The organism is Mycolicibacter heraklionensis, assembly GCF_019645815.1.
Taxonomy (GTDB): Bacteria; Actinomycetota; Actinomycetes; order Mycobacteriales; family Mycobacteriaceae; genus Mycobacterium; species Mycobacterium heraklionense.
Window position 1 is genome coordinate 630,844 of record NZ_CP080997.1, and the last position, 18,755, is coordinate 649,598.

General features: G+C 68.8%; 13 protein-coding genes. 5 read left to right on the plus strand and 8 right to left on the minus strand.

Features of this window, described 5'->3' with window-relative positions; translation table 11 throughout:
• Positions 1 to 9: 9 nt before the first annotated feature.
• The 4 genes from K3U94_RS02940 to K3U94_RS02955 all read right to left on the minus strand — a co-directional run bounded on the left by K3U94_RS02940 (position 10) and on the right by K3U94_RS02955 (position 7,817).
• Complete coding sequence (locus tag K3U94_RS02940) at positions 10 to 2,265, minus strand: cellulase family glycosylhydrolase (protein ID WP_220695525.1); 2,256 nt, start codon at positions 2,263 to 2,265, stop codon at positions 10 to 12.
• A 166-nt stretch (positions 2,266 to 2,431) separates the two neighbouring features.
• Entirely contained in the window at positions 2,432 to 3,376 is a 945-nt protein-coding gene (locus K3U94_RS02945; RefSeq protein WP_047319730.1) for a LysR family transcriptional regulator, read from the minus strand.
• 70 nt (positions 3,377 to 3,446) lie between these two features.
• The gene (locus K3U94_RS02950) at positions 3,447 to 5,603 is read right to left on the minus strand and encodes a cellulase family glycosylhydrolase (RefSeq protein WP_220695526.1); all 2,157 of its coding nucleotides are present in this window, start codon (positions 5,601 to 5,603) and stop codon (positions 3,447 to 3,449) included.
• A 15-nt stretch (positions 5,604 to 5,618) separates the two neighbouring features.
• Positions 5,619 to 7,817: a cellulase family glycosylhydrolase gene (locus K3U94_RS02955; protein ID WP_267878340.1), complete on the minus strand. Its 2,199-nt coding sequence runs from the start codon at positions 7,815 to 7,817 to the stop codon at positions 5,619 to 5,621.
• A gap of 160 nt (positions 7,818 to 7,977) precedes the next feature.
• Here K3U94_RS02955 and mce1N point away from each other — a divergent pair, with 160 nt between their 5' ends.
• From mce1N to K3U94_RS02970, 3 genes are read left to right on the plus strand one after another with little or no spacing between them, the layout of a single operon-like run.
• Positions 7,978 to 8,517, plus strand: coding sequence for a transport-regulating membrane protein Mce1N (mce1N, locus tag K3U94_RS02960; protein ID WP_047319666.1), 540 nt, complete (start codon positions 7,978 to 7,980; stop codon positions 8,515 to 8,517).
• Positions 8,514 to 8,804, plus strand: a complete 291-nt coding sequence (locus tag K3U94_RS02965) for a hypothetical protein (protein ID WP_047319667.1) — start codon at positions 8,514 to 8,516, stop codon at positions 8,802 to 8,804. The genes mce1N and K3U94_RS02965 overlap by 4 nt, the downstream gene beginning before the upstream one ends.
• A gap of 26 nt (positions 8,805 to 8,830) precedes the next feature.
• Positions 8,831 to 10,912: a heavy metal translocating P-type ATPase gene (locus tag K3U94_RS02970; protein WP_220696643.1), complete on the plus strand. Its 2,082-nt coding sequence runs from the start codon at positions 8,831 to 8,833 to the stop codon at positions 10,910 to 10,912.
• Positions 10,913 to 11,017: 105 nt separating this feature from the next.
• On the opposite strand, the gene K3U94_RS02975 is transcribed toward K3U94_RS02970, so the two are convergent.
• From K3U94_RS02975 to K3U94_RS02985, 3 genes are read right to left on the minus strand one after another with little or no spacing between them, the layout of a single operon-like run.
• On the minus strand, positions 11,018 to 11,851 hold the full coding sequence (locus K3U94_RS02975) for an alpha/beta hydrolase (protein ID WP_220695527.1): 834 nt from the start codon (positions 11,849 to 11,851) through the stop codon (positions 11,018 to 11,020).
• A 44-nt stretch (positions 11,852 to 11,895) separates the two neighbouring features.
• Complete coding sequence (locus K3U94_RS02980; RefSeq protein WP_047319669.1) at positions 11,896 to 12,885, minus strand: ABC transporter ATP-binding protein; 990 nt, start codon at positions 12,883 to 12,885, stop codon at positions 11,896 to 11,898.
• Positions 12,886 to 12,888: 3 nt separating this feature from the next.
• Entirely contained in the window at positions 12,889 to 13,932 is a 1,044-nt protein-coding gene (locus K3U94_RS02985) for an ABC transporter permease (protein ID WP_220696644.1), read from the minus strand.
• A gap of 157 nt (positions 13,933 to 14,089) precedes the next feature.
• Here K3U94_RS02985 and K3U94_RS02990 point away from each other — a divergent pair, with 157 nt between their 5' ends.
• Together K3U94_RS02990 and K3U94_RS02995 are read left to right on the plus strand one after the other, a co-directional pair.
• Positions 14,090 to 15,463 carry a PPE family protein, SVP subgroup gene (locus K3U94_RS02990; RefSeq protein ID WP_220695528.1) on the plus strand — a complete coding sequence of 458 codons (1,374 nt, stop codon included), beginning with the start codon at positions 14,090 to 14,092 and terminating at the stop codon, positions 15,461 to 15,463.
• A gap of 122 nt (positions 15,464 to 15,585) precedes the next feature.
• Positions 15,586 to 17,148 (plus strand): PGRS repeat-containing protein, encoded by a 1,563-nt coding sequence (locus K3U94_RS02995; protein ID WP_220695529.1) that lies wholly within the window; start codon positions 15,586 to 15,588, stop codon positions 17,146 to 17,148.
• A gap of 37 nt (positions 17,149 to 17,185) precedes the next feature.
• On the opposite strand, the gene K3U94_RS03000 is transcribed toward K3U94_RS02995, so the two are convergent.
• On the minus strand, positions 17,186 to 18,637 hold the full coding sequence (locus K3U94_RS03000; RefSeq protein WP_220695530.1) for a PPE family protein: 1,452 nt from the start codon (positions 18,635 to 18,637) through the stop codon (positions 17,186 to 17,188).
• Between the last annotated feature and the right edge of the window lie 118 nt (positions 18,638 to 18,755).

Genomic DNA, 18,755 nt, shown 5'->3' on the forward strand with positions numbered 1-18,755 from the left:
GCGAATCTCCTAGATTGCCGGGGTAACGGTGACGGTGATGGTGTTCGCGCCGCCGTCTGAGGCGATCACCAGCACAGGGGCGTTCGGCGCGGAGACAACGTGTCCTCCGGTGACGCTGACCTGGTAGCCGTCGGGGTATTGCAGGGTCGGTACCGAGATCTCGGTTTGGGTGCCGGCGTCGAAGTGTCCTGAGCCGCTGGCCATCTCGGTCGAGTAGCTGAAGTTGAAGGTGCCGTCCGCGAACGACCAGGCGCCAGGGGTGCCGCCCACCGCCAGTGGGTAGGGCTGGGCCAGCGTGGTCAAGGTCGCATAGTCGACGGTCTCGTCGGTTATGGGCGTGTGCAGGTCGTGGTTGCGGATCAGGGTGTAGTCCCAGAACATCCAGCTGTAGCCATAGCGGTTGGCCTCGGTCATGGTGTCGGTGATCGAGCCGGTGTTGGTGGAGGCGCCGAACTCGGTGATCGCCACCGGGAGATCGTATTTCGACGCGTAGGCGTCGGCGTTGCCGTGAACGATCGTCTCCCACAGTGAGCAGCCGAAGTCGGTGCCGAACAGGGCGGTCATGGTGCAGTAGTCGTGGAACGCGAAGACGGTGTTCGGGTCGTCCACCTCGCCCAGGTAGGTCGGGATCGGGAGATTGCCGGACAGCGTGCTCGGTTCGAAGTACAACGTGGTGGTCGAGTCGACGGACCGGATTGCCGAGGCCACCTGGTCGTAGAACGAGGTGAGCTGCTGGCCTTCGAAGAACGAGTTGCCGAAGATGGTCGACAACCACGTCGAGCCCGGCCACGGTTCATTCATCAGCTCATAGCCGACAACGTGGGGGTCGTCTTTGAAGTAATGCGCAACGGCTTGCCACATCTGCGCGTAGTGGTTCTGCAGCCCGATGCCGTCGGGTGCGTCGGCGTTCGTCCAGAACTTGTCCCAGGCGTGGTTCTCGGCCGGATTGAGCGCGTAGGTCCACGGCCAGCCGGTGTCGGGGTCGGGAAGCCCACCGGTCTGTACGGCCCAGTCCGGTGCGCCGTCGCCGTAGCCCATCGGGCCGCCCAGCCCGGCGGCGTAGAGGTCCTGATGCATGTCGAGAACGGTGTAGATGCCGTGGTTGGACAGTGTCTGAATGGTCTGGTTGATCGCGGCGAGGTAGTCGTAGTCGATGACGCCAGGTCTGGGCTCCACGCCTTCCCACAGGATTCCCACCCGCACCACGTTGAAGCCGTTGGCGGCCAGTAGTGCCGCGTCGGCGTCGCTGAACCCTTCGTTCTCAGCGGCGGGATAGAACGGTGCTCGTTTGTTCACCTCGCCGAATCCGTGCAGGACGACGACCCGTCCGTCGTTGTCGGTGATCCAGGCGCCGCTGGTGCCGAGATCCGAGACACCTCCGGGCGGGGCGCCGTCGAGGGTGCCGAATTGCCCGTGGACACCGTGGGTGCCGAGTAGCGAGCTGCCGTTGCCGCCGGCTCCGCCGAGGGCGGGCAGCTCGCGGCCACCGGTGTACACACCAGCGCCGGCGTCGCCACCGTCGCCACCGCTGCCGAACCATCCCGTTGCGCTACCGCCGTCACCGCCATAGCCACCGACACCGCCGTCGCTGCTGCCGCCGTCGCCACCGTCACCGCCGATGCCGATCAACCATCCGCCATTGCCGCCGTGCCCACCGATGGCTCCCGTGCCGCCGTCACCGCCGGCCCCTCCGGTGCCGAAGAGCCCGGCCGTGCCGCCGTCACCGCCGGCGACGCCGGGCTCGGTGCTGTCCCAACCTGCGCCGCCGTCGCCGAACAGCCATCCACCCGCGGTGCCGTTGGGGATCGCTTCCGTTCCGTCGACGCCGTTGCCGATCACCAGCGAGCCGAACACCGTGTTGATCACGTCGTTGACCGATTTGCCGAAGTCGCTGGTGATCCAGGCTTGCATACCGGCGTGGATCGGGGTGTAGAGGTACTGCTGCACCCATTCAGCGAGGTCTGTCTGGTCGAAGCCGGCCGTTCCGGGCACCGCGAGGGCGCCCAGTTCGGCCAGCACGCCGTCCCAGTGAGTGGGTGCCAGGAAGGTGTCCCAGGCGGTGGGGGAGAGCACCGCGTCCCAGTCGAGGGTGTTGGTGGTGGCGTTGACGAAAGGTGCGATGGCGGCGTCGATCGCGTCGTCGAAGTCGGCCTGGGCCACCGGCGCAACGGCCAATGGCCCCAACCCGAGGGTCACGAACGCGCCGGCACTGACACTGAGACCGATCAGGCGACGTCGTGCCGTGCACAACCGGTGGGGACGCATGGCAGAACGCTGATGAGTCATAACCGAAACCCCTGGCGACGTAATTTCTCAGATAGTCATGGCTCTGAGCAGGAATTCTAATAATTCCTGCGTCAATCCTGACAATCGGCAGCCGCGAACGGAAACACCAAACCGCCGGCTCATTGACAACGGCAGTGTGCTGAATTCAGGCGGTGGTCGGCCTGTTCTCCATGGTGTGGACGAGCTCGGACTCGCGGTCCCGCACTGACAGCGCGACCTCGAGAAACTGGGCAACCAAAGGGGAGCGTTCGCCGCGGTGCCAGCCGAGGGCGATCGCCGAGCCGGGCCAGTCGTTGATCGCCAGGAATCGCACGCCCGGCAACGGCATGAAGTTCATGACCACTGCGCTGGTGACGGCGATAGCCGCTCCGGCCGCGACCACTTGTGCTTCCTCGGTGATCGAGGTGATGGGAACGAGGCGGGCCTTGGTTGACTCGTCGCGTGCCGCCTCCAGACACCAGAATGCGCGATAGGCCTCGTCAACGGTGTCCCCGTTGGTGATCGGGTCACTGACGAGATCCTTCGCAGACACCGAACCCCGTCCGACGAGGTGGTGCGAGTTCGGCACCATCGCCACCACCGGGTCGACGAACAGGACCTCCGTCTCGATGTTGGGTATGCCCTTCGGCAGCCGCACGAACGCCACGTCGGCGGCCCCAGATGCCAGGCCCGCCGATGAGTCGTGGACCGGAAACTCTTGCATCTCAACGACGACGGCGGGGTGGCGTTCGGCGAACTCGGCCAGGATCAACGGTGTCAGTTCGAGGGCGGCACCGGGGACGTAGCCCAGCCGCAGCGTGCCGGCCAGCCCGCGCGCGGCTCGCCGGGCGGCGGATGCAGCTTCGTCAAGAGCGGCGAGCGCGGTGCGAGCTCCCGCCAGGAAGGCCTCACCAGCGGGCGTCAACGTCACCTTGCGGGTGGTGCGCTCCAGCAGCTTGGCGCCAACCAGGTTCTCGAGTTCCTTGATCTGGCGACTGAGGGCCTGCTGGGCCAGGTGAACACGTTCCGCGGCCTTGCTGAAGTGCAACTCTTCGGCAACGGCCACGAAGTAACCCAATTTGCGGGTGTTGATCTCGATGGGATTAAGCATAGCCCGGTCGCTCAAGCTGTCCGTGTTCAGCGGTTCAGCGAACATCTGATGGTGCCTGAGGTCACGCCGCTCAGGCCGGACCGACTGCGGCCGTGACGGTGACGGTGACGGTGGTGGCGCCGCTGTCCGAGGCGATGATCAGCACCGGCGCGCCAGGGGCCGAGACCACATGCCCGCCGGTGACCGTGACTTGATAGCCGTCCGGGTACTGGATGGGCGGCACCGAGATCTCGGTCTGGGAGCCGGCGGCGAAGTGGCCGGCGCCGCCGGCCATCTCGGTGGAGTAGCTCAGCTGGAAAGTGCCGGAGTCGAACGACCAGGAGGTCGGGGTGCCGGCAACGGCCTGCGCGTACGGTTCAGCGAGCGTTGCCAAGACCGAGGTGTCGACGTTGGCACCCGACGGCGCTTCGCTGAGGTCGTGGACCAATCGGCTGCCGTAGTGCCAATACAGCCAGCTGTACTCCTGCTGGCTGGCCTGGTTCAGGGTGTCGGTCAGCACGGCGGTGTCGTTGGTGGCACCGAACTCGGTGATCGTTGCGGGTATGTGCTGCGCTGCCGCATAGTCCTCGGCGTAGCCCTGGACGATCGATTCCCACAGCGAGCAGCCGAAGTCGCTGCCGGCGATGAACGTCGTCGTGAGGCAGTAGTCGTGGAACGCGAACACTCGGTTCGGGTCGTCCACCGTGCCCAGGTGGGTTGGGATCGGAAGGTTGCCGGACAGGGTGTTCGGTTCGAAGTACACCGGCGTGGCCGGGTCGACCGCCCTGATCGCGGCGTCCACCTGGTTGTAGAACGGGGTCAGCTGTTGCGCCTCAAAATAGGAGTTGCCGAATATCGTTGACAGCCATGATGATCCGGCCCACGGCTCGTTCATGAGTTCGTAGCCGACCACGGAGGGGTCGTCTTTGAAGTAGTTCGCGACGTGTTCCCACATCTGCGCGTAGTGGTTCTGGAGACCAATGCCGTCGGGTGCTTTGGCGTTGGACCAGAACGCATCCCAAGCGTGGTTCTCTGCCGCATTGAGCGCGTAGGTCCACGGGAAGCCGTAGTTTTCATTGGGCAGTCCGCCGGTCAGCACTGCCCATTCCGGTGCGCCGTCGGCACCGAGTGAGGCGCTGTAGAGGTCTTGGTGCATGTCGAGGATGGCGTAGATGCCGTGGTTGGCCAGGATCTGCACCGTCTCTCGGATCGAGGCGAGATAGTCGTAGTCGATGACGCCGGGCTGGGGCTCCACCCCGGCCCAGATGACTCCGACCCGCACCGAGTTGAAGCCGTTGGCGGCCAGGAACGCTGCGTCGTCGTCGCTGAAACCCGCCGCAGACAACGTGAACGGCGCCTCTTTGTTCACCTCGTTTACTCCATGCAGGAGGACCACTCGTCCGTCGTTGTCGGTGATCCAGGTGCCGGTGGTGCCGAGGTCGGAGACGCCACCGGGTGGGGCGCCGTCGAGGGTGCCGTAGTGGCCGTGGTCGCCGTGGGCGCCGAGCAGCGTGCTGGCGTTGCCGCCGGCGCCGCCGAGGGCGGGGAGGTCGCCGGGGCCGGTGTAGGTGCCGTCACCGGCGTCGCCGCCGGTGCCGCCGTTGCCCATCAGCCAGCCGCCGTTGCCGCCGTCTCCGCCGTTGCCGCCGAGGCCGCCGTCTGCTCCGTTGCCACCGGTGCCGCCGTTGCCGAACATGCCGGCGTTGCCGCCGGCTCCGCCTATGCCGCCGGATTCGGTGCTATTCCAGCCGTTTCCGCCGTCGCCGAACAGCCAGCCGCCGTCGGTGCCGTCGTGGTGTTCGGCGGTGCCGTCGATGCCGTCGCCGATCAGGGGCCTACCGGTCAGGTCCTGGAAGGGTTGGTTGATGAGGGAGTTGATTTGTTGGCCGAGGTCGCTGTGGATCCAGGCTTCGATGCCGGTGTGGAGGGGGGTGTAGACGTACTGCAGCAGCCAGGTGTTGGGGTCGGCGGCGGCGGGGCCGGGGGCGGTCAAACCGCCCAGTTCGGTCAGGACGGTGTCCCAGTGCGCCGGGGCCAGGAAGGTGTCCCACGCCGAGGGTGAGAGCACCGCGTCCCAGTCGAGGGTGTTGGTGGTGGTGTCGAGGAAGGGTGCGAAGGCGGCGTCGAGCGCGTCATCGAAATCGGCCTGGGCCCCCGGAGCGGCAGCCAGCGGCGCCACCCCGAACGCCAGAAACGCGCCCGCGGTCGCGGTAAACCCGACAACTCGACTGCTGATTTGGGCTTTCATGCTGAGGCGTACCTCCTAGCTTGCCGGAGTCACCACGACGCTGACGGTGCTCGCGCCGCTGTCTGATGCGATGACCAGCACCGGCGCGCCAGGGGCCGAGACCACATGCCCGCCGGTGACCGTGACTTGATAGCCGTCCGGGTACTGGATGGGCGGCACCGAGATCTCGGTCTGGGAGCCGGCGGCGAAGTGGCCTGTGCCGCCGGCCATCTCGGTGGAGTAGCTCAGCTGGAAAGTGCCGGAGTCGAACGACCAGGAGGTCGGGGTGCCGGCAACGGCCTGCGCGTACGGCGCCGACGTCGCTTCCAGCCTGGACCAATCGACATTGTCGCCGACGGGCGGCTTGCTGGGGTCGAAGACCAGCGCATTGCCCGGGGCGGTGCCGGTGATGGCGGGAACCCCGTTGTAGGCCCATTGCGACCAGCCCCACATGCGCTGGTCCGCAGCGTTCATCACCATGACGGCTTCCGCGGCGCCGTTTCCGGATCCGAACTCCGAGATGAGCCCCGGCACGTCGTACCTGCTCGTGTATGCCTCGCCGTTCGCGGCCAGTAGCTCGATGTACCCCGGGCACAGTGGTGAGAAGGCCGCGCTGATGCTGGTCAACATGCAGTAGTCGTGGAATGCGAAGACGCCGTGCGGGTCGTCCACCGCACCCAGCTGGGTCGGCACTGCCTCGTTGAACAGGGTGTTCGGCTCGTAGATCATCGGTGTGGTGGGGTCGACGGACCGGATCGCCGCGCTCACCTGGTTGTAGAACGGGGTCAGCTGCTGAGCTTCGTAGAAGGAATTGCCGAATATCGTTGACAGCCAAGTCGAGCCGGCCCAGGGCTCGTTGATGATCTCGTAGCCGGCGATGTTGGGGTCGTCTTTGAAGTAGTCCGCAACGGCTTGGGTCATCCGCGCGTAGTGATTCAAAAGGCCCACGCCGTCGGGCCCTTTGGCGTTGGACCACAACATGTCCCAGGCGTGGTTCTGTGCGGGGTTGAGTGCGTAGTTGAGTCCGAAGCCGATGTCGGGGTTGGGCAGCCCACCGGTTTGGGTGGCCCACTCCGGTGCGCCTTCGCCGCCGAAGACGGGGCTGAAGTCGTCCTGGTGGAAGTCGATGATGCTGACGATGCCGTGGTTGGCCAAGATCTGCACGGTCTGGTTGATCGAGGCGAGGTAGTTGTAGTCGATGACGCCGGGCTGTGGTTCCACGCCCGCCCAGATGACGCCCAGCCGTACCGAGTTGAAGCCGTTGGCGGCCAGGAACGCCGCGTCGTCGTCGCTGAACCCGCCAGCGGACGGCTCATAGGGCGGGATCTTGTAGACCTCGTTGAACCCGTGCAGCACGAGAACCCGACCGTCGGCGTCGGTGATCCAGGTGCCGGCGGTGGTGATCCCGGCGACGGCTGCCGGGGCACCGTCGAGGGTGCCGTAGTGGCCGTGGTCGCCGTGGGCGCCGAGCAGCGTGCTGGCGTTGCCGCCGGCGCCGCCGAGGGCGGGGAGGTCGCCGGGGCCGGTGTAGGTGCCGGCACCGGCGTCGCCGCCGGTGCCGCCGTTGCCCATCAGCCAGCCGCCGTTGCCGCCGTCTCCGCCGTTGCCGCCGAGGCCGCCGTCTGCTCCGTTGCCACCGGTGCCGCCGTTGCCGAACATGCCGGCGTTGCCGCCGGCTCCGCCTATGCCGCCGGATTCGGTGCTATTCCAGCCGTTTCCGCCGTCGCCGAACAGCCAGCCGCCGTCGGTGCCGTCGTGGTGTTCGGCGGTGCCGTCGATGCCGTCGCCGATCAGGGGCCTACCGGTCAGGTCCTGGAAGGGTTGGTTGATGAGGGAGTTGATTTGTTGGCCGAGGTCGCTGTGGATCCAGGCTTCGATGCCGGTGTGGAGGGGGGTGTAGACGTACTGCAGCAGCCAGGTGTTGGGGTCGGCGGCGGCGGGGCCGGGGGCGGTCAAACCGCCCAGTTCGGTCAGGACGGTGTCCCAGTGCGCCGGGGCCAGGAAGGTGTCCCACGCCGAGGGTGAGAGCACCGCGTCCCAGTCGAGGGTGTTGGTGGTGGTGTCGAGGAAGGGTGCGAAGGCTGCGTCGAGCGCGTCATCGAAATCGGCCTGGGCCCCCGGAGCGGCAGCCAGCGGCGCCACCCCGAACGCCAGAAACGCGCCCGCGGTCGCGGTAAACCCGACGATCTGGCTGCTGATGTGGCGCTTTGTGGCGGAGTTGTTGCGGCGCATCATCCTGCTGTTTCATCTCCAAGTCGCGGCAAACCTGTGTAAAACATGTACGCAAGCAGAAATCTAACCCCGCCTACTTGCGCGTAACATAAGAATCAATAAAACCGGCCGGACGTTGCGGCCAGGTGCTGTGAACCTCGAGGCCGCGTTAGGCTGACCCGACATGTCTGAACCCCAGCCGCAACCCGCACCGCTGTTCTTCGAGCACGGTGCCAGCTGGTATTGGGTGCTGTTCGGCCCGATCTCGGCGGGACTGCTGGTGCTGATTCAGAACTCCGGTGGCTACGGCTTTCAACCCCTGGTTCCCGGCGTGTTGTTGGTGCTGGTCTCGGCGATGCTCGCCATCCAGGTGAAGGCGGCGCGTATCCACACCTCCGTCGAGCTCACGCCAGTCACTCTGCGGCAGGGCACCGAAACCATCCGGGTCGCCGACATTCAGGCGATCTATCCCGAGGCTGAGCGTCCCACCGGCTGGGGCAAGCAGCAACCGCAGAAGTGGCAGGAATCCCGGGCGCTGGGCGAGCTGAGCGGGGTGCCCCGACGCCGGGTGGGCATCGGTCTCAGGCTGTCCGGGCGGCGCACGGTGCAGGCCTGGGCGCGTGACCATCGCAGGCTTCGTGCCGCGCTCAGCGAGCTGATTCCAGAGACGGTCGCACCCGGCGGTCCAGCCGAAACCGACGTCGAGGACGGATCGTCCTGGTGAGGACCGCCCCGGTTCTCCGTGCTCTTGTCGAGCTGGCCTTAGCTGCCGCCGCGGCGGCGGGCTGCGCGATGAGCTGGTTGCAGGTGCGTTATTTGGTATTGGTCGCGCCGGTCATCGACAGCGAACCGGCCACCACCTCGGTGACCTACCAGCCACGGATGCTGCTGCTGGCATGGGCGTTGGCCACGGCCGCAGGGGTGCTGGCGGTGGTGGGCACCGCGCGTCTGCGTCGGGCCCGCCGCGCCCCAGCGGTGGGATACCCCACGGGGGTATCATCGACGGGGTGATCACCACCGACCTCGAACTGCGGGGAATGACCTGTGCGTCGTGCGCGGCGCGGGTGGAGCGCGGCTTGAACGCGCTCGACGGGGTGCACGCCACAGTGAACTTCGCGGTCGAACGGGCCCACGTCGAACACGACTCGCACGTCACGCCAGCCGACCTGGTGCGCGCCGTTCAGGCATGCGGCTACCAGGCCGCGGTGATCGGTGCCGCGCACGAGCACTCCGGCGAGCACACCGACGTGCCTGTCGGACAACTGCGCTCCCGGCTGATCGGCTCGGCACTAATGGCCGTGCCCGTGGTGGCGCTGTCGATGGTGATGGCCTGGCAGTTCACCGGCTGGCAGTGGGTGGCATTCGCGCTGACCACCCCGATCGTGGCGTGGGGCGGCTACCCGTTCCACCTCGCCGCACTGCGCACCGCCGTCCACCGCGCCGCCACCATGGACACCCTGGTTTCGCTGGGCACCCTTGCCGCCTACCTGTGGTCGGCGGTTGCGGTCTTCACCGGGGCGGGCCACCTGTATTTCGAGGTGGCGGCCGTCGTCACGGTCTTCCTGCTGGCCGGCCGCTACGCCGAATCGTATGCAAAACGGTCGGCGGGCGCGGCGCTGCGGGAACTGCTGGAACTCGGGGCCAAAGACGCCGCGGTCATGCGGCGCGAGGACGGTGTGCTGACCGAGGTCCGGGTGCCGATCGCCGACCTGCGGGTGGGTGACGTCATCGTGGTCCGGCCGGGGGAGCGGGTCGCCGCCGACGGCGTGGTCATCGACGGCGCCACCGCGCTGGACACCTCGGCGATGACCGGCGAATCACTGCCCCTCGACGTGGGCGTCGGCGCCGACGTACTGGGCGGCTCGCTCAACACCACCGGGCTGGTGCTGGTCCGCGCCACCAAGGTCGGCGCGGACACCCAGCTGGCCCGGATGGCCACGATGGTCGCCGACGCCCAGGCCGGCAAGGCGTCGGTCCAGCGGCTCGCCGACCGGGTGTCGGCGGTGTTCGTGCCCGCGGTGCTGGGGATCGCCGCGCTCACCCTGGCCGGCTGGCTGCTGACCGGTGCATCCGTCGCGGCGGCGTTCACCGCGGCCGTCGCCGTGCTGATCATCGCCTGCCCGTGTGCGCTTGGGCTGGCCACGCCGACCGCAATCCTGGTCGGCACCGGCCGCGGCGCGCAGCTCGGCATTCTGATCAAGAACCCGCAGGTCCTAGAGGCCGTCAAGGACATCGACACCGTCGTGCTGGACAAGACCGGCACCATCACCACCGGCGTCATGGCGGTCGGCGGTCTCGCGGTCGCCCGCGGCGAGGACCCCAACACCGTGCTGGGCCGAGCCGCCGCCGTCGAATCGGCGTCCGAGCACCCGATCGCCGCGGCCATCGTCGCCGGGGCCACCGCCGCCGGCCTTGAGATCGGCCGGGTGACCGAGTTCGCCAGCCGTCCCGGCCAGGGTGTGACCGGGGTGGTCGACGGTGTGCGAGTCGAGGTCGCTCGGTCAGCTGCCGCGCACGAAACCGGCACCGCCGTCGAGGTCTCCTGGGACGGTCGGGCGCGCGGGACGATCACCCTGACCGACACCGTGCGGCCCACCAGCGCGGCCGCGGTGGCCGAGCTCAAGGCCATGGGCATCACCCCGATGCTGCTCACCGGTGACGGCGCAGCGGTGGCGCGGATGGTGGCCCGCGAGGTCGGGATCGATCCGGTCAACGTCATCGCCGACGTGTTGCCCGCGGACAAGGCCGAGGCGGTCAAGCGGTTGCAGGCGCAGGGCCGACGGGTGGCCATGGTCGGCGACGGCGTCAACGACTCGGTGGCGCTGGCCACCGCCGATATCGGGATGGCGATGGGCACCGGCACCGACGCCGCCATCGAGGCCGGTGACGTGACGCTGGTGCGAGGTGACCTCGGCACGGTTCCGACTGCGCTGCGGCTGTCCGCACGCACCCTGCGAATCATCCGGCAGAACCTCGTCTGGGCGTTCGGCTACAACATCGCGGCGATCCCGCTCGCGGCGGCCGGATTGCTCAACCCGATGATCGCGGGCGCGGCGATGGCGGCCTCGTCGGTTTTGGTGGTGACGAATAGCCTCCGGCTTCGGCGATTCGCGCGGTAGCGTCCGGAGAAGTCGGACACCGGTGCCGAATGTGCGTTCTGCGCGGGGCTTTTCGCGTGATGCCACCCAAAACGCACACTCGGCGGTGGCGGGCGTCTTCTTAGATCACGAATCCAGCCAAGCCAACTCCGCCGGAAGCTGCTCCTGCCAATAGGACACGTCGTGACCGCCCGGGGAGAACCCGCCTGCCGGCGGCGGATTCAGTTGGCCGATGAAACTCTTGGTCGCGTAGGCGAAGCTGTCTCCGGTCCCGCAGTCGACCCGCAACGGGATCCGGGCCAGCCGCGGCACCAGGTTGAAAACCGAGTTCGTCCGCCAGTCGTCGACGCTGTCGAATGCCCCGGCGGGCGCGCCGAAATAGGTCATGTAGATCGCCGGGCTGATGGCACAGATCCCCGCGGTGCGCGCCGGACCCAGCTGGCTGCCCAGCAGCAGCGCGCCGTAGGCGCCCATCGACCAGCCCATGAACCCGACTCGGGTGGTGTCGAGGCCCTTCTCCGCCAGCATCGGGATCAGCTCCCCCAGCACCATCGCACCGGAGTCCTCACCGGAGCTGTGCCGGCGCCAGTAGGTGTTGCCGCCGTCGACGGCCACCACCGCGAACGGCGGCCGGCCCGAAGCGGTCAGCTTCGCCAGCTCTTCTTCCACGCCCAGATCCATCACCCAGGCCGCGTCGCCGTCCTTGCAGTGCAACGCGATCACCGGCCGCAGCGGAGCGGTCTGCCCGGGCGGCCGCGCGATGATCCAGTTGGTCTCCACCCCGCCGCGGGCCGCCGACACGAACGAGCCGGATTCCCGGGTCGGATAGGTACTGCCGGTCGCCCGCGACTCGGCCGGGTACCGCCCCACACCCACGCCGAATAGGCCTACAGCCCCCGCGGCACCGACCCCGAGGCGCAAAGCAGCCCGGCGGGTCAAATCTGCCATGTACAGCATCATCGCGTGGCGCATGCTCGGTTCGGCCCGCCGCGACGCGGTATTGATCAGGTTGATGCCGGTTCGTTAGGAACGTCGGGAAGCGGTGGGCGGCCGAACTGCCGGCGAAACGCGTCCACGGTATAACTCACGACGGTTGCCTCGCGTGGGGCACGCACCGTCGCCGAGCGGGGGATCCGCACCATGGGTCCGAGCTGGCCGGCGTAGTGGTCCGGTTTGCCGATCTTGAGCAGCCCGTCGCCGGCGCCGGCCGAGTCGGGAGCGATCTCCACCTCGCCTTCGGTGACGACGTAGATCAGGTCCTCGACGGTGCCCTGCTCCAGCAGCACCGAGCCGGGACCCAACAGGACCGGCGCCTGCTGCGGGCGCGCCGGGGCGGCGGTCGGCGACAGCTGGATGACGATGTCGGCCAGCGGGACGATCCGGGTGTCGTGGGTCGCCACCACCACGACGCGATCGCCCGCCGCCAGCACCCGCAGCAGCTGCACCACTTCGCCGGCCCGCACGTAGTCCAGTTGCGCGGTGGGTTCGTCGGCCAGGATCAGCGGCGGATCTAGGGACAGGGCGCGCGCCACCGCCACCCGCTGCTGCTGGCCGCCGCTGAGCTGCCCGGGCCGGTGGTGAGTCCGGTCGGCCAGACCGACCCGCGACAGCAGATCCCGGGCACGTTCTTGGGCGGACCACTGGGTCCACCCGGCCGCCCACATCGGCACCATCACGTTCTCCAGCGCGGTCAGGCTCGGCACCAGATTGAACGCCTGGAAGACGATGCCGACGGTGCGCCGCCGGTAGGACGTGATGTCGCGCCGGCTCAGTGCGGTCACGTCGGTGGCGCCGAACTGGATCTGACCGCTCGTGGGACTCAAGATGCCGCCCAGGCACGACAGCAGCGTGGTCTTGCCGCAGCCGCTGGGACCGAGCACCACCACCAGTGAGCCGGCCGGAACGTCCAGGCTCAGGCCGTGGATGGGACGGATCGGTTCCCCGCCGCCGGTGGCGTATTCGATGACCAGATCACGGATCCGCAGGTCCCCCATGAGTTACGGACCCCCGAACGCCAGCACCGGGTCTACGGCCACCGCGTGCCGCAGTCCCGCCAGGCTGGCCAGCAGACCGATTCCCACCGCGGTCAGGACCAGCAGGGCGAACGACGACCCGGTCACCGCCACCAGCATCGGAAACAGCGGCCCGATCGACACCGCCAGGACGCCGCCGAGCACTGCCGCGGCCACCGCGACGACCACCGCCTGCAGCGCCAACCCGGCCAGCACCATCCACGTGGTGACGCCCAGCGCCTTGAACACCGCGAAGTCGCGGGTGCGTTCCAGCGCCGACAGGTAGATCAGGGAGCCCACGATCAGTGCGGCGACGCCCCACAGCAGCACCGACATGTACGACAGGGCCATCTGTGCACCCGCCAGCGGGCGAACCATGTCGTCGACGGCGGCGGCCCGGTCCACCACCCGGTAGCCCTCCGGGACGTGCGCGGGCGTGCCCCGAATGCCGATCGCGGAGGCCACCGGCTGGCCGGAATACATCAGTCGTTGCGCGCCCGCCACGGTCAGGAAACCATTGGGCTGGCCGGCCAGCGTGGTGGACTTCTCCACCAGGCCGACGATCCGCAGCTTGTCCGCGCCCAGTTCGATCTCGTCGCCGACGGAGCGCTTGAGCGTCGTCGACATCGCGATCTCATTGGGTTCGGTCGGAGCTCGGCCGGCAGTGAGCGGCGGCATCGCGGCCTTGGGCACACCGTAGATATTCACGTTCAGCGGCGAGCGGCCGTCCTGCAGGATCGTGTTGCCGTAGACCACCGGCAACGCCGCCTGCACGCCGGAAACTCGGGCGACGTCGCCGGCTTCGGCCTGCGGGAACCGCGACGAGCCCATGAACGGGCCCACCGCAGCCGTCTGGATCAGATAGCCGTCGATGCCCAGTGAATCGACCACATTCTCCGCCTCGACCCGGAACCCGTGGGTCAACCCGGCCAGCACCAGAGTCAGGGCGAACACCATCGCGGTGCCCACCGCGGCGACAATGAACCGGCGCAGTCGCCACTGCAGATCACGAAACGCGGTGATTAACATCCGCACGCGCGCATGTTATCGCAGCGTGCGGCTGTGATCGCCGTCTCGGTGCGCGGCCGGAACGGCCTCCGCAAATCCGGAATGCCCGGTCAACCGCTAGCTTTTGGGTTACAAATACACACACGCCGCTTTCATGAGCCCGGGGAGGGGGTCAGTGATGAATTACGCTGCCCTGCCACCGGAGATCAACTCGCTGCGGATCTACACCGGGCCGGGCTCCGCGCCAATGCGCGCCGCTGCCGCCGCCTGGGGCGGACTCTCCGCCGAACTGCACTCGGCGGTCGCGTCGTACGAATCGGTGATCGCTGAGCTGACCGCCCAGGCCTGGCTGGGGCCGGCGTCGGAATCGCTGACCCGGGCCGCCGCGCTCTACGTGGCCTGGATGACCGCCACGGCGGCGCAGATCGACCAGACGACCGCCCAGGCGAACGCGGCGGCGGCGGCCTACGAGGCGGCGCACAGCGCGACCGTGCCGCCGTCGGTGGTGGCGGCCAACCGAGCTCAGTTGCTGCTGCTGATCGCCACCAATGTCTTGGGCACCAACACCGCCGCGATCGCCGCCAACGAGGCCGAATACAGCGAGATGTGGGCTCAGGATGCCGCCGCCATGTACGCCTACGCCGCGGCGTCGGCGGCCGCCACCGGGCTCACACCGTTCCAGAATCCGCCGCAGACCAGCAATCCCGCCGGGCCGGCCAGCCAGGCCGCCTCGGTCGGGACCGCCGAGGCCACCTCGTCGTCGTCGGACGTCCAGTCCCTGCTCGGCCAGCTGGCGTCGGGGATCTCCGGGTCGCCGAACAACTCGCTGCTGCAGACCGCGGCCGCAACGCTGCCCGGGATAGCGCAGGGACCCGAGGACCTGCTCACCTGGCCGAGTCTTTCGGACCTGTTGGGCGTGAGCGCGGTGTCGGCGGTGGGGCTGATCATGTCTGCCGGCGCCTGGGCGGCCGGAGACGCCAGTACCCGAGAGATCCTCTACGAGCAGGACCAGCTGCGGATGGTGGAGTACGAGATCCTGCGCAACATCGATCTGTTCTCCCCGTTGACCCCGTCGCGGCCGATGGTGCCCGGTGTCTCATCGATGTCGGCGGCGATGGGCGAGGCGATCACCTCCGGGAACCTGTCGGTGCCGATCAACTGGGCGGCCAACGCCCCGGAGATCCGGAGCCTGTCCTACACCAAGCCGTTGGCCGGCCCAAGCCTCGGCGGTGCCCCGGCGGCATCGCTCAGCGGTGCCGGCACCGCGTTCAGCCAGATGGCGCTGGCGGGCATGGGGGGCAGCGCCCTGGCCGGGTCGGTCAGCCGCGGCCGTGGCGGCGCCGACGCGGAATCGCCGGCGCGGGTTCAGACGCCGCAGCGCGCGGCGGGCGACTCCACGGCTGACTCGCAGCCCGGTGACACCGAGGGCACCCCCGGCCCCTCGATGATGGGCATCGCCGCGGAGATCCGCGAATTCGCCGAGCTACGCGACCGCGGGCTGATCACTAACGACGAGTACAACGAACAGAAGATGCGCCTGTTAGGCCGTTAAACGAATTCCGCACTTACGGCAGTTTTTCCGTTCAAATACCGCCCTTGTGGCTCCAAGTCTCGGTGGCTAAGCTCCGCCCACTCAGTAGTTGCTCAGGGGTGAGTCAGTCGGAGGGGCGGGAAATGGTCGATCGCGGCAGCAAGGGGCGTCTCAGCAGGAACCGCCATACCTTCGCCTCGGCGAGTTCGGTGGGGGTCTGCTTAGCGCTGGGGTTGGCGCCTGCGGCACCGGCATACGCCGACTTCGACGACCTGTTCGACCAACTCCTCGACGCCGCGGGTATGGGGGCGTTGGCGCTGCCCGAACCGGCAGATGCCACCGATGCGCTGGATCTTTCGCAGGTGGTGGGCAACGACATCTACACCTGGGCATCGGTGGTCGAGGTCGTCTTCGCCGGGCTGTTCCAGAACCAGCTCTACGCGACCGTTCACGACCTCGGTGAGCTGTGGATCCAAGGTCCGGGGGTGCTGCTCGACCCGATCATCAACCCGCTGTTCGCCGTCGACGGTGCCTGCGGCCTGATCTGTAACGGCGTCGACGGCACGGTGGATCACCCCGACGGCGGCGACGGCGGATGGCTGTTCGGCGACGGTGGCAACGGCTACAACCCGGGCGCCTCCGAAGACACCGAACTCGGCGTCAACGGCGGGGACGGCGGCGACGCCAAGATGATCGGCAACGGCGGCTGGGGCGGCGACGGCGGGGCCAGTGCCGACGGCGGTGTCGGCGGTGTCGGCGGCTGGCTGATGGGCAACGGCGGCGACGGCGGTTGGGGTGGTGACGGACTGGACAGCGTGTCGGGCACCGCCGGCAACGGTGGTGACGGCGGACTCGGCGGCAACGCCATCTCGCTGTTCGGTGCGGGCGGACGCGGTGGTGACGGCGGTGACGGCGGCTGGGGCAACGACGGCGGTGACGGCGGCAACGGCGGCGCCGCCGGTGACGGTGGCAACGCGGTGGCCGGCTTCGGCGGCCCCGGTGGCTCCGGAGGCTACGGCGGTAACGGCGGCGCGGGCACCGCCGAGCACCCGAGCGGTGGTAACGGCGGGGACGGCGGCGCCTCTGGGAACGCCGGCAACCTGGTGTTCATGGGCAACGCCGGACCCGGCGGCTTCAGCGCTCCCGGTGGTAACGGCGGCGACGGCCTGGCCGGCTCAGCCCAGGGCGACGGCGGCAACGGCGGCCGCGGCGGCGACAGTGGCTCCGGCGGCTACGGCGGCAACCCGAGCCACGCTCGTGCCGGCGGTGCCGGCGGCAACGGCGGGGCTGCGGGATCGCCCACGGCCACCGCCGGCAATGGCGGTGACGGCGGCAATGGCGGTGACGGCATGCTCGGCCATCCCAACGGAGGTGAAGCCGGCGGAGGCGGCAAGGGTGGCACCGGTGGTGCCGGTGGTGCCGGGACGGCCGCTCATCCCGATGGCGGAGCCGGCGGGAAGGGCGGAAACGGGGGCAATGCCGGGGACGGCAACGCCGCGGCAGCCGGTGGGGACGGGGGCACCGGAGGCGCCGGTGGGACGGCGGCTGGGAGCGGATCGGTCGGGCCGGGCGGCGCGGGAGGCAACGGCGGTGACGGCGGGCAGGGGGTCCCGGGTGGAGCGGCCGGCAAGCCTGGCAGCGGTGGCGCCGGTGATCCGAACGGTGCTGCCGGCCAACCGGGCAGTCCCGGTGAGTCCTACGGTTAGCCGGCTAGCCGGTTAGCTGACTGGCGCGCAGGCCGACTCAGCTGAGCTGGTCCGGGTCTTCGGGAGTTTCCCAGGTGTGCGGCAACATCGGGATGGTCGGGCCCGCGGCGCTCTCGGTCACGGTGGTCAATCCGGTTACCGCAGAACCGGTCTCGTGACGAACGGTGCCGGAGAACCCGATCGGGCCCGCGCCGTGTTCGGCGGCCGCGACGTCGTTCGGGTCGAGGTATTCGTAGCGGTTTCCGGGATCGGTCAGGGCCTTGCGCTGCCGTCGGCGGCGCTGCTGGCCCGCGAGAGCGGCACTGGCGGCCACCGCCTCGGCCGCATCGCGGCGCTGGTCCTGCGCAGGAGTGCCCACGCGCACTTTCATGCGCGCCCCGCTGGCCGGGCCGCCGCCCACCAGGTAGGGGACGAACCCTGCCTCGGCGCCGGTGAACGGAGGCGGAACCGCCGGGGCGCCTCCGGCGACAGTGGCGGCCGGGGCCAGCGTCGGCGGAGCCATGGCCGGGGGAGCCGCCGGGGCGGGGGCCGGCGGGGCCGACAGAGCCGGTGGTGCAGCGGCGGCCGGAACGGGCATCGGCGTGCTCGGGGCCGGCAGCGCCGGCGCGGCGGGAGCGGTGATACCCGCCAGGCCGGCCAGCCCGGCGAGACCGGCGAATCCGCCCACCGGTGAGACCGGAGCCACCAAGCCGAGCATCGTCTCGGTCAGCGACGTGACGGCCGGCGCTATCCCGAGGACGATCTCACCCGCGTAGTGCGGAGCGATCGTCATCAGCACCGGATCGCTGATCAGACTGGTCAGCGGGTTGTTGCTGGACAGGTCGGCTTGGATGGCCTCGTTGATCTCGGCGATCCGGGTGGTCCACCAGCTCTCCTGGTAGATGTTGCCGAAGTCCTGGGTGGGTGCCTGATCGGTCCGGTGCTGGTGGTCGCGGTGCTGGGGGGTATCGGGGTTGAGCACCGTCGGCGCGGTCGACGCCGCCGGCGACGACGCCACCGCGGCGCCGGCCACCGCCTGATACGTCGACATGGTGGCGGCCGCCTGGACCCACATCCGGGTGTAGTCGGCCTCGTTCAGGGCGATCGGAATCGCGTTGACCCCAAAGAAATTCGTCGCCACCAGTACCGCGTGAATGGCGTGGTTGGCCGCCAGCTCGGCCAGGGTGGGCATGGCGGCCAACGCGGAGGTGTAGGCGGTGGCGGCGGTCTGGTGCTGGGCGGCCAGCGCCAGACTGTCCGCGCCGGCCTTCGCCAGCCAGGCCAGATACGGAACATTGGCCGCCACATAGGATTCCGCGCTCGGCCCCTGCCACGATCCCGCTTGCACCGCCGAGAGCATCGCGGAAAGTTCCTGTGCCACTTCGGTGTATTCCGTACTCAACGCATCCCACATCGCGGCGGCAGCCAGTAATGGCCCGGCGCCCGGACCGCTGCTCAGCAAGGCTGAGTGCACCTCCGGTGGTGAGGCCATCCAGATCGGCTCCGTCATAGCCGCCTTTCGCGCGGTGAATAGCCGAAGCCTAAACCTCAAATCTTGGTCATTTCCTGGAAGTTTCCTCCGAATGCGGGGGCGATTGGCGATTTCGTCCGCATTCATGGAGGTCCAT

Bases quoted from the DNA above. Each gene is read 5' to 3' on its own strand.
- K3U94_RS02995 (WP_220695529.1), top strand. From the start codon at position 15,586: ATGGTCGATCGCGGCAGCAAGGGGCGTCTCAGCAGGAACCGCCATACC.
- K3U94_RS02940 (WP_220695525.1), bottom strand. From the start codon at position 2,265: ATGCGTCCCCACCGGTTGTGCACGGCACGACGTCGCCTGATCGGTCTC.
- K3U94_RS02950 (WP_220695526.1), bottom strand. From the start codon at position 5,603: ATGAAAGCCCAAATCAGCAGTCGAGTTGTCGGGTTTACCGCGACCGCG.
- K3U94_RS02980 (WP_047319669.1), bottom strand. From the start codon at position 12,885: ATGGGGGACCTGCGGATCCGTGATCTGGTCATCGAATACGCCACCGGC.
- K3U94_RS02945 (WP_047319730.1), bottom strand. From the start codon at position 3,376: ATGCTTAATCCCATCGAGATCAACACCCGCAAATTGGGTTACTTCGTG.
- mce1N (WP_047319666.1), top strand. From the start codon at position 7,978: ATGTCTGAACCCCAGCCGCAACCCGCACCGCTGTTCTTCGAGCACGGT.
- K3U94_RS02955 (WP_267878340.1), bottom strand. From the start codon at position 7,817: ATGATGCGCCGCAACAACTCCGCCACAAAGCGCCACATCAGCAGCCAG.
- K3U94_RS02970 (WP_220696643.1), top strand. From the start codon at position 8,831: ATGACCTGTGCGTCGTGCGCGGCGCGGGTGGAGCGCGGCTTGAACGCG.
- K3U94_RS02975 (WP_220695527.1), bottom strand. From the start codon at position 11,851: ATGATGCTGTACATGGCAGATTTGACCCGCCGGGCTGCTTTGCGCCTC.
- K3U94_RS02985 (WP_220696644.1), bottom strand. From the start codon at position 13,932: ATGTTAATCACCGCGTTTCGTGATCTGCAGTGGCGACTGCGCCGGTTC.
- K3U94_RS03000 (WP_220695530.1), bottom strand. From the start codon at position 18,637: ATGACGGAGCCGATCTGGATGGCCTCACCACCGGAGGTGCACTCAGCC.
- K3U94_RS02990 (WP_220695528.1), top strand. From the start codon at position 14,090: ATGAATTACGCTGCCCTGCCACCGGAGATCAACTCGCTGCGGATCTAC.